We start from the raw sequence: 23,042 nt of genomic DNA, 5'->3' as shown, positions 1-23,042 counted from the left end.
ACCAGATGCGGCGGAAGCAGCGACCCGATAGCGGGCGATTTCCGATGACGGGGCGAGCGCGGACCTCGTTGCGGACTCGTATCAGACTAGCGGTCGGTGGGGTGGTCGCCGCTGCTCTCGCGAGCTTCGGGCTCTTCGCCGAGCAGGCCGCCCGCGCGACGGATCAGGCTACCGATGAGTCGGTTCAGACCAATACCTCGGGTTCGAGCGCGGCAACTCCAGCCCCAAGCAGCTCCGCGAGCGCGAGTTCCGGAGCCTCCAGCTCAAACGGGTCCAGCTCGTCGAACGTGACCAGCGGTAACAGTGACCAGCAAAGCAACGGCGGGAGTCACGCATCATGACAACGTCAGCTCGTACGCCCTACGCACTCTGGAACGTCCCGACCCCGGTTCAGCTCCTGGAGGCTGAACTGCCGACCGCGACCTGGAGTGAGTGGAGTTGCCTGGTCCGCTTGGTCGTCAGCGATCCGCGAGCGCTCGAACCTGCCGTAGCGGACCTGCAGGCGCTCATGCACCGTGTCGATCGGGCGGCCAGCCGCTTCCGGATCGACTCTGAGCTGAATTGGGCCAATGTCAACAACGGGCGACCCGTTGCCGTGTCGCGAACCCTCGTCAACCTGGTCGAGACCGCTCTCGGTGAGGCCAGTCGTTCATCCGGCGCCGTCGACCCGACCCTTGGTCGAGACATCGTCCGGTTGGGATATGACCGGGACATCACCCTGATCGGCGACAGCGACCTGCCGGTGGAACCCCGGCCGGGAAATGGCAGCGCAGCGGCCGATGACGAGTACCGGCAATCGGGCTGGCGGGACGTCAAGCTCGATCGGTTCGCGGGCCTACTGACCGTCCCGACGGGGTGCGCTCTGGACCTCGGGGCAACGGCGAAGGCGCAAACCGCGGACTGGGCCGCCGAGGACCTACGTGATCGCTATGACTGCGATGTCCTCGTCGAGATCGGCGGTGACATCGCGGTGGCGAACACCAGCCGGAGTGGCCGCCGCGGTTCATGGCAGATTGCGGTGGCCGAGAAGGCAGGCGGACCTGGCCAACAGGTCACCCTCGCTGCGGGTGGTCTCGCCACCTCGTCCACTGTGATCCGGCGGTGGCAACGCGGCGACGTCGAGATCAGTCACATCATCGATCCGGCCAGCGGCCGCTCGGCAGCGGGCCGATGGCGCACCGTCACGGTTTGCGCCGACAGCGCCACGCACGCCAACACGTGCAGCACGGCCGCGATCGTGCTGGGCGACGAAGCGCTCATTTGGCTCAGGACCCAGCGAGTCGCCGCACGCCTGGTGGACCGCACGGGCGCCGTCGTCACGATCGGAGGCTGGCCGTGCTGATCTGGTATCTCGCACGCGGAGCGGGCATCGCCGCGTTCGCAGCCTTGAGCGTCGCGACCGCTGCTGGCGCTTTCACCGCCAGACGAACCGGAAACTCCATCCAGGCCCTGGATCGGCGGGTCATTCTGCAGTACGTCCATCGCGCCGCGGCCCTCGCTGGCCTGACCCTGCTGGCCGCGCACGTCGGACTGTTGCTGGCCGACTCATTCGCCCACGTGGGCTGGGTCGGGGCCTTGGTTCCGTTCGCGTCCGGCTACCGGCCGTGGCAGGTGACACTGGGACTTGCCGCTTGTTACCTGCTGGTCACAGTAGCGGTCACCGGCATCGTGCGATCGAGGTTCGCCCGCTCGGAGCGAGCTGTTCGGGCTTGGCGGCGTATCCACACGTGCTCCTACCTGGCGTGGGCGAGCGCCGCCCTGCACTTTCTCGTGACCGGTACGGACTCGGGAACCTGGTGGGCCCGCACGGTCCTCGTGGGTGGCGTGGGCATTGTGGCGCTCGGCGTCCTGGCCCGGCTGGCCGGGCGGCCGCACACTGATCGGCGGCTTGGCGCGCCCGCTCGGCCGGTCGCCGAACCGGCTCGCCAGATTGCCTCGATGGGAGCGTTGCGATGACCGCGATGATCAATCCGCTGCTAGCTGAGACCGGCCCGCATTCGATCGCCCTAGGCTGGCTCGGGCAACCAAGCTTGCTCGCCGGGCTGGATCGTGGCGATCTGCTCAGCTTTGACGACCATCTGGCGCAGCACGGCAACGTCCCCGCCGTCCCCACCTCGAACAGCCTGTTGCGTTCGCTCGATGCGGTCCGACTCACCGGGCGAGGCGGCGCGGCCTTTCCGCTTGCGGCCAAGATTCGCGCGTTGCGCGCCGACCAACCGCCTGTGATCGTTGTCAACGGATGCGAGGGCGAGCCGGGCAGCGCAAAGGACACGGTCCTGCTGGGTCGCGCGCCGCATGTCGTCCTGGACGGCGCGGCCCTGGTGGCGGCCACGATCGGCGCTCGGCGGGTCGTAGTCGCGATCACGAACGTTGCGCTCGAGCGTGCGCTTTTTGCGGCGACCTCGACCCGTCCGGATGCGCGGCTGTTCGAGGTTCGTCGGCTGCCTGAACGGTTCGGCTCGGGTGAAGCTCGCGCGCTCGTTGCCGGATTGAATGGTGGGCCGGCAGTGCCGCCCGGGCGGCGAATTCTGCCCACCGATCGAGGGGTGGACGGAGCGCCGACCCTGCTGTCCAACGCCGAGACCTTCGCCCAGGTGGCGTCCTTGCTACGGCACGGGGTCGGTGGCTCGGACCGGACGGTTCTGCTGACCGTGACCGGTGCCGTCCGGCGGCCGGCCGTGCTCGAGGTACCGCTGGGCATCGAGTTGGGCGCGGTTGCGCAGGCAGTCGGCGCCGAGGCATGTCAGGCAGTGGTGATAGGCGGCTACCACGGCAGCTGGGTGTCACCGGATCCGAGAATTGTGCTCTCCGACGCTGGTCTGGCGGCTGCTGGTGGCACCTTCGGCGCAGGTGCGGTGATGTTCGTCGGGCAGCAAACGTGCGGCCTGGCCGAACTGGCCCGAGTCGCTGAATGGCTGGCCGCGCAGTCGACGAAGAGTTGCGGGCCTTGTGCGTTCGGCTTACCGGCGCTCGCCGCAGATATCCGATCGATCGCAATGGGTTCGGCACCCCCGAACGTCGCGCTCCGGCACGCGGGGCTGGTGACCGGACGTGGCGCGTGCGCTCATCCCGGCGGCGCAGCGCGCTTCGTAACCACCGGCCTGCGGCTCCTTCAGGCCGACATCCGCGCGCATCAAGGGCGCGCTGGTTGTGACCGTCCCGATCTTGCAAACCTGCCGATGTCGCGGGCGCAAGCCTTCAGGGGTGCGCTGTGAGCGCGGCCGGCTTGGCCATCGACTGGACTCGCTGCGATGGTCACGGGCTGTGTGCCGCGCTGCTGCCTAGATCCGTGCGCCTTGATGATTGGGGCTACCCCGTCATCGACGCGCGAGCAATCGCAGCCGAGCCGGCCGGCGACGTCCAGCGAGCGATCTCGGTTTGTCCGGCACTGGCCTTGCGGTCCGAGAGTCGCTGAGCCGATCGGGGGAGCCCGCCCCTGCTCGGCGGCTATTCGGCGAAGCTAGGCAGTATCTGCCTCGCGCGCCGTCATGGCGATCGTTAGCGTTCTTGCCGTGACCGATCAAGCTGTGTACGACGAGTCCGCGAAACCCGCACCGGACAATCCCGTCCCTGATGAGAAGGACTGGACGTGGGTCCTCGACCAAGCCTGTCCGGAGTGCGGTTTCGACGCTCGCACGGTGAGCGGACGCGACGTGCCGGCGATAGTGCGCGACGCGGTGATCCGTTGGGGTCCGGTGTTGAGAAGGTCGGACGCCGCACAACGTCCCGGACCGCAAGTGTGGTCGGCTCTTGAGTATGGCTGTCATGTCCGCGATGTCTTCGCGCGCTTCGATAGCCGGGCGCGCTTGATGTTGGCCGAGGACGATCCCCTGTTCGAGAACTGGGATCAAGACGCGACCGCCCTCGCGGACAGATATTGGGAGCAGGCGCCGGCGACGGTTGCCGTTCAGCTTGCCGACGCGGGTGAGCAGATCGCGGCTACGTTCGACGCCGTAGACGGTGCCGAGTGGCAACGCACCGGGCGCCGATCCAACGGCAGCGTGTTCACCGTTGACTCGCTCGGCAAGTATTTCGCGCACGACATCGTCCACCACCTCGCCGACGTGCAGGCGTGATCGCTCGTTAGCTGGCTAGCGGTTGTGCCACGCGGCCAGCAGCTCTGATTCCCGCTCAGCGGCCAGCCCGGGCGTTCGGACCGATGGCTGCCACCCGCCCTCGATCGACTGCATCCACTTCCAGGTGTCAGCAACGGTGTCGCTGACCGGCCGACAGGCCAGCCCAGCTGCCTCGGCTGCCGAAGTGTCGTGCTTGAACACGCTGGGCGCCTCTTCCGAGGGGATCCAGAGCGGGAGTTCCGTCCAGCCCTCGACCGGTTGATCGGCGAGCCATTTGTCGTCCACCCAGGTGAATTCGGCTGTTGAGCCGGTGCTGCGGCGGATGTCGTCGAACAGAGCCTGGCGGGTGATCTGGTGCGGCGGCCCGGTGACCTCGAACGTCCCGCTCGGCAGCTTCAGAGCGAACTCTGCGATGTCGCGAGCATCGATCAGCGCGAGCTCCTCCGTCGGCGAACCCGGCGCAAGCACTTCGCCGCCGCGACTTACCCGATTGAGCCACCACGGCAACCGGCCGATTATGTCGTGCGGCCCGACGATCAGCCCGGCTCGCAGAATGGAGGTCCGGTGCTCGCCGAAAGCTCGCAGTACCGCGCGTTCAGCGCCCACCTTGCGCCAGCCGTACGGCCCGGAGCCGTCTGCCAACCCCTCCGGCACGTCCTCTCCCGCCGCGTCCGGGTCGCCGTCATAGACACCGCCAACGCGGTAGTCGGCCTGCTCGGGCCAGCCCGGGTAGGCGTTGATCGAGGACACGAAGCAGTAGTGCCCGGCACTCGGTTCCAGGAGCTCGGCGCTCGCCTTGACCTGGTCGGGGAAGTAGCCGGTGTCGAAGACAAGATCGAAGGACTGCCCTCGTAGCTGCTCCAGATCGTCGGACCTGGTGCGGTCACCGGTGAGGGCGCGGGCGCCGACGACCGGATCGCCATTGAGTCCCCTGCTGAAAGTAGTGACGTCGTGGCCACGAGCCAGCGCCGTTTCGACCACCGCCCGAGAGAGAAACACCGTGCCACCGATTACCAGAATCTCCATGGGTCCACCCCACCACCGACCACCGCCACCAGACAATGGATGTTCGCTGCGAGCGTGAGCGCGGCGATTGCGGCCGGCCGATGCCCACCGCGGTTCTCATCGACCAGCCCGGGTGAAATACTCGCCGGGTTGACCCAACCCGGCTGAACCGACGGAGACGTTCTCATGCCCATCGCAACGCCCGAGATCTACCTGGACATGCTCGACAAGGCCAAAGCAGGTGGCTTCGCTTATCCGGCCATCAACTGCACCTCGTCGGAGACCATCAACGCCGCCCTGAAAGGCTTCGCCGACGCCGGCAGCGACGGGATCATCCAGGTGTCGACCGGCGGTGCCGAATTCGGCTCGGGCACCGGCGTCAAGGACATGGTCACCGGAGCGGTAGCGCTTGCCGAGTTCGCACACGTGGTGGCCGCCAAATATTCGGTGAACGTGGCGCTGCACACTGACCACTGCCCGAAGGACAAGCTCGACAGCTACGTCCGTCCGCTACTCGCCTTGTCGCAGCAGCGGGTCGACGCCGGCCAGAATCCGCTGTTTCAATCCCATATGTGGGACGGCTCGGCGGTAGCGCTGCCGGAGAACCTTCAGATTGCCCAAGAGCTGCTGGCCGCCGCGTCGGCCGCCAAGATCATTCTCGAAGTCGAGATCGGCGTCGTCGGTGGCGAAGAGGACGGCGTCGCCAACGAGATCAACGACAAGCTTTACACCACCAAGCAGGACTTTCTGGACACGCTCGATGCGCTCGGCAGCGGCGAAAAGGGCCGGTACATGCTGGCCGCCACCTTCGGCAACGTCCACGGCGTTTACAAGCCCGGCAACGTGAAGCTGCGTCCGGACATCCTGAAGAATGGCCAGGACGTGGCCGCCGCGAAGCTCGGTCTGCCCGCGGGCTCAAAGCCCTTCGACCTGGTTTTCCACGGTGGTTCCGGGTCGTTGCTCGAAGAGATCCGCGAGGCGCTTTCCTACGGTGTGGTGAAGATGAACGTTGACACCGACACCCAGTACGCCTTCACCCGGCCGATCGCCGGTCACATGTTCACCAACTACGACGGCGTGCTCAAGGTCGACGGTGAGGTGGGCAATAAGAAAGCCTACGACCCTCGCTCGTACCTCAAGGCCGCTGAAACAGGCATGGCGGCCCGAGTCGTCGAAGCCTGCGAGAACCTGTTGTCATCTGGCACCAGCAAGCCCTAAACCCTGCCGCAGCAATGACAGGTGAGAGCGTGGAGATCTGATGGACTTGCTCAATCCGGCTACCAAGCTGCCCGTGGACCCGGCCTCGGCCTTGCTCGCCGAAGGCGCGGACCCGGTGCAGGTCGCCGCGGCACATCCCACCTCATCAGCAGCGTGGGCAGCGCTTGCCGACGAGGCTTTGGGCCGCGGGTTCGCGGTCGAGGGTTATGCGTACGCCCGCACCGGCTATCACCGCGGCCTGGACGCCCTCCGCAAGGCGGGTTGGCGCGGTACCGGCCCGGTGCCGTGGTCACATGCTCCGAATCAGGGATTCCTGCGCGCCGTGTACGCACTGTCGTTAGCGGCCGCGGCCATCGGCGAGACCGACGAAGCCGACCGCTGCCGGCACCTTCTCGACGATTGCGACCCGCTGGCGGCCGCCGAAATGGACTAGCTCCTGTTGGACTAGCTTCTGTGGATCGGCCCTGTGGATCGGTCTCTGTGGATCGGCTCCTGTGGACCGCTCGATCTCGAGCCGGATTACGGCGGGTTGGCGACACCGAACCATCGCGGCAGACTGCTGAGCAGATCGCGCTGATCGTCGCCTGCCCAGACCACGTGGCCGTCCGGTCGTAACAGCACTGCGGGTGCGTCCAGCTCGTCGCTGACGTCGATGACGTGATCGACCCGGTCCGACCATTCCCCGATCGAGAGCTCACCGGCCTGGTCGAGCAGCACGCCGCGTCCTCGATGCATCAGCTCGTAGAGCCGACCCCGCGTCAGGCGGACGTCGCGCAGTCGCCTGCCAAGCACCTCGCGGCCTGCACCGACCTCATGGCCGATCTCGTAAGAGGAGTCGGAACCGGTTTCGTAGCGGATCCCGATCCCGGTGACCCGCTCGATCAAGAACCGGTTTACGTCCTCGAAGTCCATCAGCTCGGCGATCAGCCGGCGCACCGCCTGGGGACCGGGTTCGGGCAAGATCAGTTCCGAATGGGCACGGGTGTAGTTCAGTGCGTCATCGGCGACCGGGTGCCGCTCGGCGTGATAGCTGTCCAGCAGCCCTTCCGGTGCCCAGCCGTTCACAGCGGCGGCGAGCTTCCAGCCGAGGTTGAACGCGTCCTGGATGCCGAGGTTGAGCCCTTGTCCCCCCAAGGGCGGATGGATGTGCGCCGCGTCGCCGGCGAGGAACACCCGGCCGGTGCGGTATCGCTCGGCCAGCCGGGTAGCGTCGGTGAAACGGGACAGCCAGCGCGGTGAGTGCGCACCGAAGTCCGTGCCCGCGTAGGCCCGCAGCTGCGTCTGGAGCTCCTCGAGGGTCGGCGGCGTGGTGCGGTCCTCGGCCACGGTCGCCGCAGGCACCACGGCACGGTGCAACCCGTTGCCGCCGGGGCCGATACCGAATCCCTTATGGGTCTTGCGAACCTCGTCCACCGCTGCAGCCAACTCGTCGGGCGGCGTCGTGACCTCCAGCTCTGCGAGAAGCCATTCCGTCCGTGCGGGTTCGCCGGGAAACCCGACGCCTAGCAGGCGGCGTACCAGGCTTCGGCCACCGTCGCAGCCGACCAGCCAGCGCGAGCGCAAGCGCACGCCGTCGGCAAGTTCGACCGTGACGCCGTCCTCGTCTTGCTCGACGCCGGTGACCTCGTGGCCGCGGCGGAGCTGAGCGCCGAGCTCGACGGCACGCTCAGCCAGCAGACGGTCGGTGGCCGGCTGCGGGATGCCCAGGACGTACCCGTGCGCAGTGTCCAGGTCGGCCGGCCAAGGCTTGTCGATCCCGGCGAAGCGGGCGGCACCTGGATATTGCTGCCCGTGCGCGAGAAAGCGGTCCAGCAGACCGCGCTGAGCCATGATCTCGATGCTGCGCGGATGCAGGCCCAGCGAGCGAACCAGCTGGCTCGGCTCGCCATCTTTCTCCAGCACCAGCACGTCCACGTCGTGCAGACGCAGCTCGCTCGCCAGCATCATCCCGGTCGGACCGGCCCCGCTGATGATCACATCGAACATCGCCCGACTCAGCCTTTCTCGCCGCGGGTTAGTTGGCCCATGAGGCGTTGCCTGTTGGCCAGCGGCCCAAGATGACCGAGCTTGCCAGGGTTGATCACCGAGCGAATAGCCGCGATCGTGCCATCGACGATGTCCAGGGCCCAGACGTTGATCAATTGCCCGTCGCAGTCCCGGACGATTGCCCCGGGCTGTCCGTTCACCTCGGCCGCCTCGACGCGCAGTTGCAACTGGCGTATCTCCTGACCGAGCGCCAGGAGCAGCCGGTTGACCCGGTCACGTCCGAAGATCGGTTTAGGCCACGAAGGCCGCGTTCCGCCGCCGTCGCCGTAGACCACGACGTCGGAGGCGAGCACCGTGACCAGACCGTTCACATCGACGCCGGATACCGCGCGAATGAAGGCGTCCCGCAGCCGGTTCTGCTGTTCCCGCGACGACTCGAAACGCGGCTTCTGATCCGTGACGTGCCGTCGGGCCCGCGAGGCAAGCTGGCGGCAGTAGTCTTCGCTGCGCTCCACGATGCCCGCTACCTCGCCGTATTCGTAGCCAAAGATGTCATGCAAGAGGAACACCGCCCGCTCGAGCGGCGTCAGTCGCTCGAGCAGGACTAGAAACGCCATCGACAGCGAATCCGCCATCTCGGTGTACTCGGCGGGGTCATCAGCTTCCGGTCCGGCGGTGAGCAACGGCCGACCGGTAGCGGTGAGCAACGGCTCCGGCAACCAGGTGCCGATATAGCGTTCCCGCCGAACGTGAGCCGAGCGAAGATGGTCGATGCTCAGCCGAGTGGTGACGGCGGCCAAGAATGCCTTCGGCGACTCGATCTCGACGCCCTCGGCCAGTGCGCCGTCGTAGCGGAGAAAGGCCTCTTGGACGATGTCCTCGGCCTCACTCACGCCCGACAGCATCCGGTAAGCGATCGAGAACATCAGCGGTCGCAACTTCTGGTAAGTCGCTACCTCTGACGATTCCACTAGCGGCTACCGTCCTTCTCTACTTTGTAGCGCGCTTCGTCGGTCAGCCCGGCACGAAATCCATCTCGCCAGGTTCGCCAGCGCGGCTCCCATTGCAAGGCCGTTTTGGCTTTGAGATTGGACGATCCGCGGATCTGCGTCATCATCGAAACCGTAACCTCGCCGCCCGCCAACCGTCCCAGCCAGACCGGGACCCGGCGAGGGGGTTTTGCCTCGATTGTCTCGGCCAAATACGGCAACCATTCTGCCACTGGAGCTGGTTCGTCGTCGCAGACGTTGTAGATCCCGCGCGTGCCGTGCTGCACAGCCGCAACGGTGGCCGAGGCCGCGTCGTCGATGTGCAGGAAGGACCAGATGCCCGCGCCGCTGCCGACCACCGGCACCTTTCTGGCTTTGACCAAATCGGTAATCGGGTCCGATGCACCGGGGCCGTAGAGCGAGCCGTACCGCAGGGCGATCCCCACGAGTCCGGCGCAATCGAGGACCGCCTGCTCGACGTGGCGGATCGCGCGCAGGCTCTGCCGCTGAGCAGCTGGTGGCTCTGGGTCCAGCGGATCGTCCTCGGTCTTCACGAGACCGCCGGATCTGCTGTTCGGCCAGCCGGTATAGCTCTGCGCGATGAACTTCTGTGCGCCAGCGGCTACGGCCGCTGCCAGCAGATGATCGAGCCCGGCCGTGCGAAGCTCATTCGTCACGGCAAAGTCCCGATCGAAGCGACGCAGGTTGCCTGCCGCGGCCAACGCTGTCATCTGATGGATCACGACATCGGGTTCGGCTCGGCCAACAGCCTCGCCGACCGCGCGGGCATCGAGGCCATCGAGGATCACGGGTTCGCTTCCCAGCGCCTCGAGCAGCCGAAGCTTGTCGGCAGTGCGCGTCGTCGCGACCACCTCATGCCCCGCCCCGACCAACTGCGGGACCAACCGCCGTCCGATCGCGCCGGTTGCACCTGCAACGAAAATCTTCATGATCACTCCGTCCTCTCTTCGCTGCCCGCTTGTTCGGGCACCTACTTGGGACGAGACGTGCCACGGGTTTGTGACAGATCCGCGCAGCTGTTTCTAGGCGGTTTCGCTGCCGAGAGCGATGGTCTCGAGCGTGTGATATCGGGCCCGGCCGCGGCTGCCTTCGCCGAGGTGTGACTCGATCAGCTCGATCTCGTCGACCCGCCAGACCGGGCCCGCATAGGTGTCGAAGACCTGCAGCCACTTGCCCAGATGCGTCGCGCTGTTCATTCGGGCCAGGGTCAGATGTGGGCGAAATTCCGCGCCGTCCACCTCGATGCCAGAGGTGGCTGCGGCGTTGCGTGCTCCCACGCTCAACCGCCGAAGTTCCTCGAGATCGCCCCGTACCCCGCCCCAGAGGACTTTCGCCATTGCTGGATTGGGGAAAGCGCCGGCGCCGAACACTTGCAGCTCGAACGCGGCGCGCTTCGCCGCGGCCGCGTGCAAGCGCTCGATGAAGTCATCGACGTTGCGATCGGCCACCTGCGGCATGAAAGCAAGGGTGAGATGCCAATGTTCTTGTGGAGTCCATCGCAGCGGGGAGGTGGCCGCGTCGTGGGCTTGCCGCGGCTCGACGAAATCCGCAAGGTCCTCGATCGCCTCGATCGGTGGCACGACCGCCACGAACATTCGCGTGCTCATCGCTGAAATGTGGGTCGGGCGGGCATGACCGGTGGGGCAGCTGACGGGTTCTGGGCCAACGGCGACTGGGCCAAGGCTCGATTGCGCGCGAGAGCCTGGACAAGTTCGGCGTGCAGGTAATAGGCATCCGGTGGCCCGGCACCACGTTCGACCCGGTCACGCAGAAACGCCAGTTCGGTTGCCGCATTCTGAAAGGCCGTCAACGCCTGAGCTCCGGCTCGGCCGGACCTGGCGGCCACCGCCTTGCGCCACGCCCGCCGGGAGGCGATGTTGGCCAGCCAGCCGGCCTCCATCGGGGTGATCCAGCGGTAATAGACCATCGCTGGCAGCTGGCGCCGAATCACATCTCGTTCGAATCGGCGGTGATGGCGAGCCCACAGAACTGCTCCCACGAACACCGGAACCATCACCACGAAATACACGATCAGATAACCGGCGAGGCCAAAGTTTGTAGAGCCGTTCCACAGTGCGTGCAGGCCGACAGCTGCGAGGTAGCCGACCAGCGGGCCGGCCCACGTGATGGTTCCTCGCGGCCGGCTGACCGCCAGTCCGACGCCGATACCCGTCATCGACGTGAACAGCGGGTGGGCGAACGGCGCCAGCACCAGCCGCAGGATGATCGTCACGATTCCGGTGTCGGTACCTTCGCCGAAACTCTGCGCGATGTAACCGATGTCTTCGATGAACGCGAAGCCGACAGCGGTGAAGCCCGCATAGACCAGCCCGTCGATGACCCCGTCGAACTCCCGCCGCCGGGCGCCGGTCAGCATGACCAAAAGAAAAGCTCCCTTGGCTGCTTCTTCGATGGCTGGGGCGGCGAAGTTGAGGACGAATCCCTTGCCGAGCACCTCGCTCGTTGCCAACTCGAGGACCAGGCTGACCACGACTGCGACGGTCGCGCCCCAGAGAAAGGCGAGCAGGAGTAACCGCGTCGGCTCGGGCTCCCAGCGATCCAGCCAGAAATAACAAGCTAGGACGATGCTCATCGATATCGCCGAGCTCGGCACCGCGATCAGGAGACCGGCCGGGTCATCGACGCCGGCAATGAGCGCAAAGGCCGCTGCGAGGATGCCCAGAATGATCAATACCGCAATCGGCGCCCCGGTGGACCGCGCCTGCCGGCTGAGCCAACTCTGGTAGTAGCCCTGTGGTGGTCCGTACCCAGGAGCAGGCGAGGTGGAGTAGCCGGCGGGCGGCATCGTGCTCATGCCGACAGCCTAGGGTGCTTCATGATCGACAGCTGCCGGGTGATCCGCTGTTGCGGGTGATCTAAGCGGGCCGGCTGAGCTAAGCGGGCCGAGGCCCTACACCTACGAGACACCTACGTGACACCTACGAGACACCTACGAGGTTCCACAGCTTCGGCTCGGACCAGAAGATGCGTTTGGTCCTCGGTCGCTCGCGCGGCACGCCGTCCTGTTCGATCAGCGCGTCGTCACAGGCAAGTTGCAGCGATCGCCCGCGCAGGGTTTTTCTGCCGAACCGGCCTAGCCGCACGGTGGCTTCGAGTTCGCTGGGCCCAAGCCTGCGAAGCCGGACCGATCGGGCGGGACCGTCGCACAACCGCTGGTCATCCACCACGGCGCGCAACCACCAATTTCCGGTTCCCTTCCATCCGACGACCGAGGCGTAATCCACGCATACCCCACCTGAATCGTCCTTGATCACCCCGACGAGCTGTGGCTTACCGTGCACTGCAGCTTCCAGCCTGCCGGCGGCCGTTCTCGGCAGGCCGATCCGGTTCAGGTAATCGACCTGCTGGCGGGGCAGTACCGCAGTCTCCACCGATTCGAGCCAGCCGCGTCGCATCAGCCGATTCAGCATGAGTTGCAACCCTGTCAGGTCGGCGTCGATGATCAGGCGGCGGCCGTCGAGATGATCTAGCGGTTCATCAACTGCGACGGGCGTCGGCGCGACCGCGAACGGCTCCACCAGCCACCGCCCCGCACCGCCCGCTGCATCGGCCAGGGCGGCGGCAAGCTGCACGCTGTCGGGCCCGGCCCTGTTGTGGCCGATGCTGACCAGCACTGCATTCACGACTGCACCGCCCTCATGCCTGCCAATGGCTCCATTCGTGGTCAACAGTTAGCCTTCATGCGCACCGCCGTAAAGTAGGCGGCCAACGTCAGGAGTCTGCTACATGCCCGCGATCGTTCTGGTCGGCGCCCAATGGGGCGACGAAGGCAAGGGCAAGGCCACCGATCTGCTCGGCTCCTCGGTCGACTACGTCGTCAAGTTCAACGGCGGCAACAACGCCGGGCACACGATCGTCATCAATGGTGAGAAGTTCGCCCTACACCTGCTGCCGTCTGGCATTCTCAGCGAGAATTGCGTGCCGGTCATCGGCAACGGAGTCGTTATAGACCTAGAGGTCCTGTTCGGCGAGATCGAGGCGCTCGAGGCCCGCGGCCGGTCGGCCGCAAAACTCGTCGTGAGTTCGGACGCGCACGTCATTCCGCCGTACAACACGACGCTGGACAAGGTGACTGAACGGTTCGCCGGCAGCCGCAAGATTGGTACGACCGGTCGCGGGATCGGGCCAACCTACGCGGACAAGATGAATCGCATCGGTATCCGCGTCCAGGACCTGTTCGACGAACAGATCCTGCGGGCGAAGGTCACTGCTGCGCTCAATCTCAAGAACCAGATTCTCTCCAAGATCTACAACCGCCGGGCGCTGGACGTCGATGCTGTTGTCGCCGAGTTGCTGTCCTACGCCGATCGCCTGCGCCCGATGGTCGCCAACACCGCGCTGTTGCTGCACGAAGCGCTTGATCAAGGCAAGACGGTGCTGCTCGAAGCCGGGCAGGCCACGATGCTCGATGTCGATCACGGCAACTACCCGTACGTGACGTCCTCGTCTGCCACCGCGGGTGGTGCCTGCACCGGTAGCGGTATCCCGCCGACGCGGGTCACTTCGGTCATCGCGGTCGTCAAGGCATACTCCACCAGGGTCGGCGAAGGACCGTTTCCGACCGAGTTGCACGACGAATGGGGAGACCGACTGCGTAACACCGGCGGCGAGTTCGGCACCACAACCGGACGGCCACGTCGCACGGGTTGGTATGACGCACCGATCGCTCGGTTCGCTGCCCGCATCAATGGCGTGACCGACTTCGTGCTGACCAAGCTCGACGTGCTCACCGGTATCGAGTCGATTCCGGTGTGCGTGGCCTACGAGGTCGACGGCAAGCGAGTCGAGGAGATTCCGATGACCCAGCGAGACTTCGCTGCCGCCACCCCGATCTACGAACACTTCGCAGGCTGGACAGAAGACATCTCCGGTGCTCGGTCACTGGACGATCTGCCACCGAACTGCCAGGCGTACGTGACCGCGCTGGAGAAGATCTCCGGCGCCCGCATCTCGGTGATCGGGGTCGGGCCGGGTCGCGAGGAGTCGATCGTCGTCCACGACCTGCTGGGTCGCTGATCTGCTCAACCCTGAGCCGGGGCGTGACTGTTTTGTCACCAACACTGCCTAGCCTCAGGGGATGGTGTTCGGTGCGAGGTCAAGCCGACGGCAACTCCGCAACGGCGGCGGTGTCGGTGGCGTTGTCGCCTGCCTCGCGCTGATAGCTGGGTGCACGTCCGGCTCCGGTGACAGTTCGCCCCCTCCACCACCGGTTACCCAGTCGTCGAGTCAAGCGGTCCCGTCCACGCAGGCTGCATCGTCGTCACCCGCTGCATCGTCGTCACCCGCGGCTGCGTCCCAGAATTGGCCGACATACCACGGTGACCAGCAGCGCAGCGGGTTCAGCGCTGGGATGCCTGCGGCCTCGGGCACGCTGACCGCCACCGCGGTCAAGTTGGACGGTCAGGTTTATGCCTCACCGATCATTGTGAACGGCACGGTCATCGTCGCGACGGAGAACAACGTCGTGTATGGCCTGAACACTGCGGGTCAGCAAAGATGGCGAGTCCAGCTCGGTACGCCGACGCCGTCGTCCGCGCTCGCCTGCGGGAACATCGAACCGATCGGCATCACCGGCACGCCCGTGTACGACGCCGCAACCGACACGGTCTTCGCCGTGACATCGACTGGCAGCGCGGTGATTCAAACACTCATCGGCATCGACCCGGCCAAGGGCGCCGTCCGGTTCCGTCGCCCGATTGCCTTTCCCGGTGTCGACCCTAATGCGATGCAGCAGCGCGGGGCGCTCGCGGTTACCGGCGGCAGCGTGTGGATTCCCTTCGGCGCCCGCGCCGGCGATTGCGGCAACTACAAGGGCCGGGTCGTCGGCATCCCCACCTCGGCCACCGGTGATCAGGTCTACTACAGCCCAGAGACCCGACGCGGCGGTGGGATGTGGAATCCGATGGGCGTCGTGGTCAATTCGGCGGGGCACCTGATGGTTGTTTCAGCGAACGGGGCAGCGTTTCCAGGCGATGAGTACGACCACACCAACTCGCTGCTCGAACTAGACGCAACGCGGCTGGTGGATTCGTTCGCGCCCTCGGATTGGGCGGAGAACAATCGCGGTGACGTGGGTTTGGGGTCGCAGAGTCCCGCTCTGGTGGGTGACAAGTGGATCTTTATCGGGGGCAAGTCGATGACGTCCTACGTCTTGCGGCAGGGCAAGCTCGGTGGCATCAGCGGCGAGGTCGCTACCGGCGACTTCTGCCGTTCGTTCGGCGGCACCGCGGTGTCCGGCAGCACGGTGTACGTGCCCTGTACCGACGGTGTTCGATCGGTCAGTATCAGCGCCGGGGGCGTCCCGACCGTGAACTGGCACGCGGACTCATCAGTTGCCGGTTCGCCGGTGGTCGGCGGCGGGCGTGTCTACGCCCTGGACCAGTCCGGCGGCGTGCTGCACGCTCTCGACCCCGCGTCTGGCCGTACCCGCGAACAGGTGCGGGTCGGTACGACGAGCCGGTTCGCCACCCCGGCGGTCAGCGGCGGCAAGCTCTTCGTGCCCACCCTCACCGGTCTGACCATCGTCGACACGGACGGCTGATCGGCCGGTGCCCGCGAGTGGGTCATGAAGGACGATCCAGGTGCGGTTAGACGGTCCGGGCGCGCTTAGTAGCCTCGTCTCATGCGTGTTCTCGTGATTGGTTCCGGTGCCCGTGAGCATGCCTTGTGCCTGGCCCTGGCCGCTGACCCCGCGGTGACGGCGCTGATCTGCGCGCCGGGAAATGCTGGGACGGCTGCCGTCGCAGAGCAGCGTCCAGTCAACGCGCTCGATCCCGCTGCCGTCGCGGAGCTTGCCACCGAGGTCAACGCGGACCTCGTGGTGGTCGGTCCGGAAGCCCCTTTGGTCGCGGGCGTCGCCGATGCCGTCCGGTCAGCCGGTATCGCTTGCTTCGGTCCGTCGGCCGCCGCAGCGCAGCTGGAGGGCAGCAAGGCGTTCGCGAAGGACGTCATGGCCTCGGCTGGCGTTCCGACTGCCGGCGCGGTGGTATGCACCACGCCGGCCGAGGCTGCGGCTGCGCTTGATCGTTTCGGTGCGCCGTACGTGGTCAAGGACGACGCTTTGGCCGCCGGTAAGGGTGTGGTCGTGACGAACGATCGAGAGGTAGCGCTGGCACACGCGGCCGACTGCGACCGGGTGGTCATCGAGGAGTTCCTGGACGGCCCCGAGGTGTCGCTGTTCTGCATCACCGACGGCAACACGGTGTTGCCGCTACTTCCGGCACAGGATTTCAAGCGAATCTTTGATGATGATGCCGGTCCTAACACCGGTGGAATGGGGGCGTACGCGCCGCTTGACTGGTTACCTGACGGAACGGTCGCGGACGTGATGGCCACGGTCGCCCAGCCGACGATCGACGAGATGAGGCGGCGTGGAGTGCCGTTCGCGGGACTGCTTTATGTCGGGCTGGCCATGACCGCGCGCGGCCCGCGAGTGATCGAGTTCAACGCACGGTTCGGCGACCCGGAGACGCAGGTCGTGCTCGCTCTGCTCGAGACTCCGTTGGCGGGTTTGCTGAAAGCGGCAGCCACCGCCACGCTGGCGCAGCAACCGGCGCTGAAGTGGCAGGACGGCGCGGCCGTCACAGTGGTGATCGCGGCCGCGAATTATCCCGACACGCCCCGAACCGACGATCCTATTCGGGGCGGCGATCAACCGGGAGTGATTCACGCCGGCACCCGTCGGGACAGCCATGGCGTGCTGCGGTCCTCGGGTGGGCGGGTGCTGTCAGCGACGGCGGTGCGGGCAACGCTGGCCGAGGCTCGGTCGGCCGCCTACCGGCTGGTCGATTCGATCGAGTTGCCCGGCGGGCAGCATCGGACGGACATCGCCCTGAAAGCTGTGAACGACCAGGTCAGTATTCCGGTCTGAACGGCCTCTACAAGGCTTCCTGAGGGACAGGGACAATCTTCACCGGTTGCCCGCCGGAAACGAGCCGCCAGGTCGGAACCGAGGACGCCGAGAACACCGCCGGGTCGATTGTGCCGGTCTCGCTCACCCAATCGAGGATGAGCTGGCGTATCTCTAGCTGGGCGTCGTAGACGACCGGCGCGGTCGTGACGCCCGGAAAGTTGCCACCTCCCGCCGCCCGGTAGTTGTTGATCGCGACCACGAAACGGCGGTCGTCGCCGATCGGTTCTCCTGCGTAGCTGAGATTGCTGATCCGCGACCCGGGAGGACGAGCGATGTCGATGTCGTAGCTCAGCGACGTTGACACCGACGTGCCGAGGCCGCCGATGATGTCGAAGTTGTAGTCGGGCACGCCGGTCGGTGCCGCAGTCGTCGGCGCGTTCGTCAGGTCGCCGGGGGCGAAGGGTCCGGTGCCGCTGACCTGCTTGAAATAGCTAGCCGAGAACTCCAGATATTCCCGGATCTGGGCGCCCGTGAGGACGATGGCGAGCAAGGTGTTGTCGTAGGCGTACAGGCCGGCAACGTGGCGGATCGTCACCTCGCCAGCGGGAATAGCCGAGTCGGCGTTGAACGGAGCGGCAATCGCGAGCACCGGTAACTCGGCCCATTCGCTGTCCGCGAGCGCGGCGGTCACCGCGGCTGCCTGCACGTAGTTGATGAAGTCGATGGCCTCGGTCGCCTGGTAGCGCGCGGTTGCTGCCGACATTGCCGTCGTTGAGGTTCCGATGACGCCGTTGACGTACGTCCGGGTCTGCTCGTGCTGAGCCGCGATCAGCTGGCTTATCGCGGGATCTTCTTTGGCCGCATTGGCGTTCAGCAAGGTCGCGCCGGAGCGCAGGACCTGCCAACGGCCGTCCTCGCCCCGTTGCAGATCGAGATCCATGACCGTCAGCCGCATACCCCATTTGAAGGGTTCGGACAGCAATACCTGGGTGCGACCGTCGGGCCCGGTGACGAAGCGTTGCGGTATCTCAGCGTGCGCATGACCCACCAGAATCGCGTCGATGTCCGGCACGTTCTCGGCCAGCAAAGTGGCAGCGTTCTCGGGCCAGGGCAGCGCATCGCCGTAGGAGGACGAAGTGTCGGCGCCAGAGTGGCAGGCCACGATGATGATGTCCGCGCCGGCCTGCTTCACCTTCGGAATGAGCTGTGCGGCCTGTTCGACGACCCCGGTGAACTTGAGCCTGCCTTCGAGCAGGCCCTTGTCCCAGATTGCGCAACCCGGCGTCACGAGGCCGACGATTCCGACGTTGACGTAGGTCGGTTGCCGGTCGGTCGGTTGCTGGTCGGACGGTTGCTGGTCGGACGGTACAGCCAAGCCGGGCGACACCTCGACCCGTTTGATGATGTACTCGCCGAAGGCAGGCTCGTCGGTGTGCCAATCGAGTGCATTGGCACCGAGCAGCGGGTAGTTCAACTGAGATTCGAAGGTCCGAAGGACGTCGAGACCGTAGTTGAACTCATGGTTGCCTAGTGCCGCTGCGTCATAGCCGATGGCGTTCATGACCGCCGCCATCGGGTGAACCGAGCCGCCGGTGATCGGATCGATCTTTGCGAAGTAGTACGACAGCGGGGTGCCCTGAATCGTGTCACCGGCGTCGATGGTGAGCGTGGCCGATTGTCCGCGGTCAGCCCGTACCTCGTTGATCAGCGATGAGAGCTTGGCCAAGCCGATGCCGTTGCGCGCCGGGTCGGCGTACTCGGCGTCCTTGAAGTAGTCCCAGTTCAGGACGTTTCCGTGCGTGTCGGTGGTGCCGAGCACCGTGACCCGGACGATTTCGCTACCACCGGCGTCGCCAACGGCAGCGCCGTCGATTGCGGCACCGGGGGAGGCTGTGCGGCTGCTCATGATGAGGTATTCCACGGTACGTGCTGTCCGATTCCGGCAGGTTAACGACACCCGCCGGTGTCTGGGAGAATTGGTGTTGTGACTGCTTCGGAAACCGCCGCCGCTCAATCCAAGGCTTCTCAGACCAACACCGGGTACGCGGTCAAACCGACGATCCCGGACGTGCTCGCCGCGCGATACGCCTCGACCGCGATGGCGACGGTCTTCAGTCCCGAGCACAAGATCGTGCTCGAACGGCAGTTGTGGTTGGCGGTGCTGTCAGCCCAACGGGACCTCGGCATCGAGACTCCCGCAGGTGCCATCGAGGCTTACTCGGCGATCGTCGAAAAGGGGATCGCGGCCGTTGATCTCGCCTCGATCGCCGCGCGGGAGCGGGTAACCCGGCACGACGTGAAGGCCCGGATCGAAGAATTCTCCGAGCTGGCGGGTTACGAACAGATCCACAAGGGCATGACGAGCCGGGATCTCACTGAGAACGTCGAGCAACTGCAGGTGCGCAGCGCGCTCGCACTGGTTCGGACGAAGATCCTCGCGGTGCTTGTGCGGTTGGCTCGGCGAGCCGCTGAGTACGAGACCCTCGTGATGGCAGGGCGGTCACACAATGTCGCCGCCCAGACCACCACCTTGGGCAAGCGGTTCGCCACCGTGGCCGATGAATTGCTGGTCGCGTTAGGGCGGCTCGATGACCTGACCGCGCGCTACCCGTTACGCGGCATCAAGGGGCCGGTCGGAACGTCGCAGGACATGCTCGATCTGCTGGACGGTGACGCAGCCAAGCTCGCCGAACTCGAGCAGCGAGTCGCCGAACATCTGGGCTTCGACAAGGTGCTGACCTCGGTCGGCCAGGTGTACCCACGATCGCTCGACTTCGACGTGTTGTCGGCTCTGGTGCAGGTTGCGGCTGCCCCGTCCAGCATGGCCAAGACGATCCGGTTGATGGCCGGCCACGAGCTCGTCACCGAGGGTTTCAAACCGGGCCAGGTTGGGTCCTCGGCCATGCCCCACAAGATGAATACTCGATCGGCCGAGCGGATCAACGGATTCGCGGTGATCTTGCGTGGTTACGCAGGCATGGCCGGCGAGCTCGCAGGTGACCAGTGGAACGAGGGCGACGTCAGCTGTTCGGTGGTGCGTCGGGTGGCCCTGCCGGACGCGTTCTTCGCCATCGACGGCCTACTCGAAACGACGTTGACCGTCCTCGATGAGTTCGGGGCCTTCCCAGCAGTTATCGCACGCGAACTCGACCGGTACCTGCCGTTCCTGGCGACGACGAAGGTTCTGATGGCAGCAGTTCGGGCCGGCAAGGGTCGAGAGCAAGCCCACGAGGCGATCAAGGAGCACTCGGTCCGCGTAGCCCTCGACATGCGCGAGCAAGGTGCGGCGGACAACGACTTGCTGGCACGTCTGGCCGCCGATGAACGGCTCGGGCTGGACGAAGGCACCTTGTCGGGCCTGCTAGCCGAGCCGCTGGCCTTCACCGGAGCCGCGCAGGCCCAGGTACAGGCGGTGATCGCGGCCGTCGACCTCGCACTGTCGTCCGAGCCGTTGGCGGCGAGTTACACCCCGGAGCCGATCCTCTAGCTGTGCGACAACCGGGTACGGTGACCGGGTTCAGACAGATCGTGCCGCGATGCTCGTTTGACCGGCGTCGAGACCGAACGAATTCACCCGGGTGGGGTGCAGCCTGATCAGCTGGTCGGCGAACCCCGGTCCCAGCAACGTCCCTCCGGTGTCCAGCGCTTCAGCGCTGCCGCGTATCTCCAGCATCCGCGGCTGCCATGGGTCTACGGTCACCAGGTCGTCGATGACGATCGCGGCCCAAGGGTTGGTTTTCACATCGCGGAATTTCTTCCTCGCGCCGAAATTGTGGCCGCCGATGTCGATCGTGTCGAGGTCGGCGTTGTACTGAAAGGACACCGGCACCACGTGGGGCTTTCCGTCCGGTCCGGCAGTCGCCAGGCGTCCCAGGCGTTGGGAGCGGAGGTAGTCGATCTCGGCTTCGCTGAAGAGGCTCATAGCGCCATTGGACACCCTGAAGTCGAGTTCAGGTCAAGGTATCCGCGGGTCCGGCCGCCGACTGTGTGACAGGATTTGCCGGTGAGTACCCAACCGAGCCCACCGGCCGAGATCACTGACCGTGAGTTGGAGGCCGCCGGGCTCACCCACCTGCATTCCGGAAAAGTCCGAGACCTCTATTCCACCGACACCGGTCATCTCGTGATGGTCGCCAGCGACCGTATCTCGGCCTACGACTTCATCCTGCCGACGCCGATCCCCGACAAGGGCCGGATCCTGACCGCGATGACGGTGTGGTGGTTCGATCAGCTCAGCGATTTGGTCGAGAATCACCTGGTCAGCTACGACGACGAGTCGATACCTCAGGCATGGCGAGGTCGAGCGATGCTGTGCACCAGACTCGACATGATCCCGGTTGAGGCCGTCGCGCGCGGCTACCTAACGGGCAGCGGCTTGGTCGACTATCAGGCGTCGGGCGAGGTTTGCGGTGTCCCACTACCGGCGGGCCTGATCGATGGCGATCGGCTACCAGAGCCAATCTTCACCCCTGCCGCGAAGGCCGCGGTCGGCGAGCACGATGAGAACGTCAGCTATCAGGCAGTCGTGGAACTTCTTGGCGCCAAGGCTGCGCACGGATTGCGCGACATGACACTGAGGATCTATGCCCGTGCGGCTGAGATTGCCGCAACCAAAGGCATCTTGCTGGCCGACACGAAGTTCGAGTTCGGTCTGCACCCCGCGACCGGCGAGCTGGTACTTGGCGATGAGGTGCTCACGCCGGATTCGTCCAGGTTCTGGCCCGCAGACGAGTACCGCCCGGGTCGGCCTCAGCCGAGCTATGACAAGCAATTCGTCCGGGACTGGCTGACTTCGCCGGCCTCCGGTTGGGATCGCCGGAGCAACCTGGCCCCGCCGGAATTACCCGACGACATAGCCTTGGCCACCAGGCAGCGCTACGTCCAGGCCTACGAACGGTTGACGGGGCTTCGGTTCGACGACTGGCTCTCACCTGAGCGTTAGCTTCCCGAGCAAGATTCTTGCGATTCATTGGTCAAAAAGCGGCCGCACTGCACACGAACGGAACATGCATGCTCAAAGGCAAGCTGGTCACGCTGCGCGCGATGACGCCCAAGGACTACGTGCGCATGACCGAATTCAAGAACGACGTCGAGATCGAATTGCTTGGCGGTGGTGACCCCCCGCGGCCGCGCGCCCTCGCCGGTGTCACCGAGTTCTTTGACGGTATGGCCAAGGACAACGACAACCTCGGCTTTGCGATCGAGGCCAATGGCGTCTTTATCGGTGACATCGGCCTGTTTCACGTGAATCGAATCTCGCGCACCGCTGAGGTCGGTATCGGCATCGGCGATCGTGACTACTGGGGCAAGGGATACGGCCGCGAAGCGATGGCACTGATCGTCGAGTACGGCTTCCGGATGCAGAACCTCCGCCGGATCTGGTTGGAGACGCATTCCACCAACGAGCGGGCCATTCGCTCATACCTCGCAGTCGGCTTCGTCGAGGAAGGACGTCAGCGCCAGCACGCCTGGGTCGCGGGGGAGTACGTCGACATCGTCCTGATGGGCCTGTTGCGGGAGGACTGGTCGGGCATCCCTGCGCGCTGACGGCGCGCCCTCAGAGGCTGGTCACGCATCGCGATTCGGCAGCAACGTGCGCAGTGGCCGGTACGGAAACACGAACGTTACCAACCCGGTCCGCTGGCGAAACTCCCCTTGCCTGTAATGGTCTCGACCCGTCATCACGGCGGGGCGCGTCTAGGGTTCCGCTCCACCTTCGGGTGTTGGCCTGGTCCGAGAGATGCAGGCGGCAAGGCACAGTGTTGTGTCGCGTCGCTCCACGGCGGGAGAAAAGCCCGGGAGGCCACTTGGCCCCGGTTGCCGTGCGCGTTACGCGTTACCAGGGCCCCGTTTCGGTTGGGAGTCCTCACCCGA

The 23,042-nt window shown here is 65.7% G+C and carries 23 protein-coding genes and 1 riboswitch; of the genes, 13 read left to right on the top strand and 10 right to left on the bottom strand.

Going from position 1 to position 23,042, the window contains the following annotated elements:
- Positions 1-337 precede the first annotated feature (337 nt).
- The 5 genes from ACSMXN_RS23770 (at position 338) to ACSMXN_RS23750 (ending at position 4,076) form a co-directional block, all read left to right on the top strand.
- Complete coding sequence (locus tag ACSMXN_RS23770) at positions 338-1,342, top strand: FAD:protein FMN transferase (RefSeq protein WP_022915686.1); 1,005 nt, start codon at positions 338-340, stop codon at positions 1,340-1,342.
- Positions 1,336-1,956, top strand: coding sequence for a hypothetical protein (locus ACSMXN_RS23765; protein ID WP_022915685.1), 621 nt, complete (start codon positions 1,336-1,338; stop codon positions 1,954-1,956). Before ACSMXN_RS23770 ends, ACSMXN_RS23765 begins: the two co-directional genes overlap by 7 nt.
- Entirely contained in the window at positions 1,953-3,215 is a 1,263-nt protein-coding gene (locus ACSMXN_RS23760; RefSeq protein ID WP_455407647.1) for an NADH-ubiquinone oxidoreductase-F iron-sulfur binding region domain-containing protein, read from the top strand. The genes ACSMXN_RS23765 and ACSMXN_RS23760 overlap by 4 nt, the downstream gene beginning before the upstream one ends.
- Positions 3,212-3,415 (top strand): ferredoxin, encoded by a 204-nt coding sequence (locus ACSMXN_RS23755; protein WP_027139983.1) that lies wholly within the window; start codon positions 3,212-3,214, stop codon positions 3,413-3,415. The genes ACSMXN_RS23760 and ACSMXN_RS23755 overlap by 4 nt, the downstream gene beginning before the upstream one ends.
- 97 nt (positions 3,416-3,512) lie before the next feature.
- The gene (locus ACSMXN_RS23750) at positions 3,513-4,076 is read left to right on the top strand and encodes a DinB family protein (protein WP_027139982.1); all 564 of its coding nucleotides are present in this window, start codon (positions 3,513-3,515) and stop codon (positions 4,074-4,076) included.
- A gap of 15 nt (positions 4,077-4,091) precedes the next feature.
- Here the strand turns inward: ACSMXN_RS23750 and ACSMXN_RS23745 are convergent, their stop codons facing one another.
- Together ACSMXN_RS23745 and ACSMXN_RS23740 are read right to left on the bottom strand one after the other, a co-directional pair.
- On the bottom strand, positions 4,092-5,102 hold the full coding sequence (locus tag ACSMXN_RS23745) for an NAD-dependent epimerase/dehydratase family protein (protein WP_022915496.1): 1,011 nt from the start codon (positions 5,100-5,102) through the stop codon (positions 4,092-4,094).
- A complete protein-coding gene (locus ACSMXN_RS23740) occupies positions 5,087-5,269 on the bottom strand; it encodes a hypothetical protein (protein ID WP_155958552.1) in 183 nt (60 codons plus the stop codon). The genes ACSMXN_RS23745 and ACSMXN_RS23740 overlap by 16 nt, the downstream gene beginning before the upstream one ends.
- Between ACSMXN_RS23740 and fbaA the strand changes: the two genes are divergently transcribed.
- Positions 5,268-6,299, top strand: a complete 1,032-nt coding sequence (gene fbaA, locus ACSMXN_RS23735; protein ID WP_022915495.1) for a class II fructose-bisphosphate aldolase — start codon at positions 5,268-5,270, stop codon at positions 6,297-6,299. The genes ACSMXN_RS23740 and fbaA overlap by 2 nt on opposite strands.
- Before the next feature lie 40 nt (positions 6,300-6,339).
- Positions 6,340-6,732, top strand: a complete 393-nt coding sequence (locus tag ACSMXN_RS23730) for a DUF3151 domain-containing protein (protein WP_022915494.1) — start codon at positions 6,340-6,342, stop codon at positions 6,730-6,732.
- Between the two features lie 86 nt (positions 6,733-6,818).
- Here the strand turns inward: ACSMXN_RS23730 and rox are convergent, their stop codons facing one another.
- From rox to ACSMXN_RS23700, 6 genes are all read right to left on the bottom strand, one after another.
- Positions 6,819-8,285: a rifampin monooxygenase gene (rox, locus tag ACSMXN_RS23725; RefSeq protein WP_022915493.1), complete on the bottom strand. Its 1,467-nt coding sequence runs from the start codon at positions 8,283-8,285 to the stop codon at positions 6,819-6,821.
- Positions 8,286-8,293: 8 nt separating this feature from the next.
- Complete coding sequence (locus ACSMXN_RS23720; RefSeq protein ID WP_022915492.1) at positions 8,294-9,256, bottom strand: RNA polymerase sigma-70 factor; 963 nt, start codon at positions 9,254-9,256, stop codon at positions 8,294-8,296.
- A complete protein-coding gene (locus ACSMXN_RS23715) occupies positions 9,256-10,224 on the bottom strand; it encodes an NAD-dependent epimerase/dehydratase family protein (RefSeq protein ID WP_051149071.1) in 969 nt (322 codons plus the stop codon). The genes ACSMXN_RS23720 and ACSMXN_RS23715 overlap by 1 nt, the downstream gene beginning before the upstream one ends.
- 93 nt (positions 10,225-10,317) lie before the next feature.
- Positions 10,318-10,902, bottom strand: a complete 585-nt coding sequence (gene thpR, locus ACSMXN_RS23710; protein ID WP_022915490.1) for an RNA 2',3'-cyclic phosphodiesterase — start codon at positions 10,900-10,902, stop codon at positions 10,318-10,320.
- On the bottom strand, positions 10,899-12,110 hold the full coding sequence (locus ACSMXN_RS23705; RefSeq protein WP_022915489.1) for a PrsW family intramembrane metalloprotease: 1,212 nt from the start codon (positions 12,108-12,110) through the stop codon (positions 10,899-10,901). The genes thpR and ACSMXN_RS23705 overlap by 4 nt, the downstream gene beginning before the upstream one ends.
- A 124-nt stretch (positions 12,111-12,234) precedes the next feature.
- Entirely contained in the window at positions 12,235-12,984 is a 750-nt protein-coding gene (locus ACSMXN_RS23700) for a hypothetical protein (protein WP_155958551.1), read from the bottom strand.
- Between the two features lie 58 nt (positions 12,985-13,042).
- Between ACSMXN_RS23700 and ACSMXN_RS23695 the strand changes: the two genes are divergently transcribed.
- From ACSMXN_RS23695 to purD, 3 genes are all read left to right on the top strand, one after another.
- Positions 13,043-14,332 (top strand): adenylosuccinate synthase, encoded by a 1,290-nt coding sequence (locus ACSMXN_RS23695; protein ID WP_022915487.1) that lies wholly within the window; start codon positions 13,043-13,045, stop codon positions 14,330-14,332.
- Positions 14,333-14,393: 61 nt separating this feature from the next.
- A complete protein-coding gene (locus ACSMXN_RS23690; protein ID WP_081649357.1) occupies positions 14,394-15,857 on the top strand; it encodes an outer membrane protein assembly factor BamB family protein in 1,464 nt (487 codons plus the stop codon).
- An 81-nt stretch (positions 15,858-15,938) separates the two neighbouring features.
- Positions 15,939-17,186, top strand: a complete 1,248-nt coding sequence (gene purD / locus ACSMXN_RS23685) for a phosphoribosylamine--glycine ligase (protein WP_022915484.1) — start codon at positions 15,939-15,941, stop codon at positions 17,184-17,186.
- Positions 17,187-17,193: 7 nt separating this feature from the next.
- On the opposite strand, the gene ACSMXN_RS23680 is transcribed toward purD, so the two are convergent.
- Positions 17,194-19,074: a 5'-nucleotidase C-terminal domain-containing protein gene (locus tag ACSMXN_RS23680; RefSeq protein ID WP_081649359.1), complete on the bottom strand. Its 1,881-nt coding sequence runs from the start codon at positions 19,072-19,074 to the stop codon at positions 17,194-17,196.
- A gap of 162 nt (positions 19,075-19,236) precedes the next feature.
- Here ACSMXN_RS23680 and purB point away from each other — a divergent pair, with 162 nt between their 5' ends.
- Positions 19,237-20,655: an adenylosuccinate lyase gene (purB, locus tag ACSMXN_RS23675; RefSeq protein WP_455407794.1), complete on the top strand. Its 1,419-nt coding sequence runs from the start codon at positions 19,237-19,239 to the stop codon at positions 20,653-20,655.
- A 30-nt stretch (positions 20,656-20,685) separates the two neighbouring features.
- Here the strand turns inward: purB and ACSMXN_RS23670 are convergent, their stop codons facing one another.
- Positions 20,686-21,090 carry a PPOX class F420-dependent oxidoreductase gene (locus tag ACSMXN_RS23670; RefSeq protein ID WP_022915481.1) on the bottom strand — a complete coding sequence of 135 codons (405 nt, stop codon included), beginning with the start codon at positions 21,088-21,090 and terminating at the stop codon, positions 20,686-20,688.
- An 81-nt stretch (positions 21,091-21,171) separates the two neighbouring features.
- On the opposite strand from ACSMXN_RS23670, the gene ACSMXN_RS23665 reads away from it, so the two are divergent.
- Entirely contained in the window at positions 21,172-22,110 is a 939-nt protein-coding gene (locus ACSMXN_RS23665; RefSeq protein ID WP_022915480.1) for a phosphoribosylaminoimidazolesuccinocarboxamide synthase, read from the top strand.
- Between the two features lie 68 nt (positions 22,111-22,178).
- Positions 22,179-22,715, top strand: coding sequence for a GNAT family N-acetyltransferase (locus ACSMXN_RS23660; protein WP_022915479.1), 537 nt, complete (start codon positions 22,179-22,181; stop codon positions 22,713-22,715).
- Between the two features lie 139 nt (positions 22,716-22,854).
- Positions 22,855-22,972, top strand: a riboswitch (guanidine-I (ykkC/yxkD leader).
- Positions 22,973-23,042 lie beyond the last annotated feature (70 nt).

This window comes from Parajatrophihabitans canadensis (assembly GCF_053764775.1).
The sequence above is the reverse complement of the archived record's forward strand: the minus strand, read 5'-3'. Positions and strand labels throughout refer to the sequence as shown.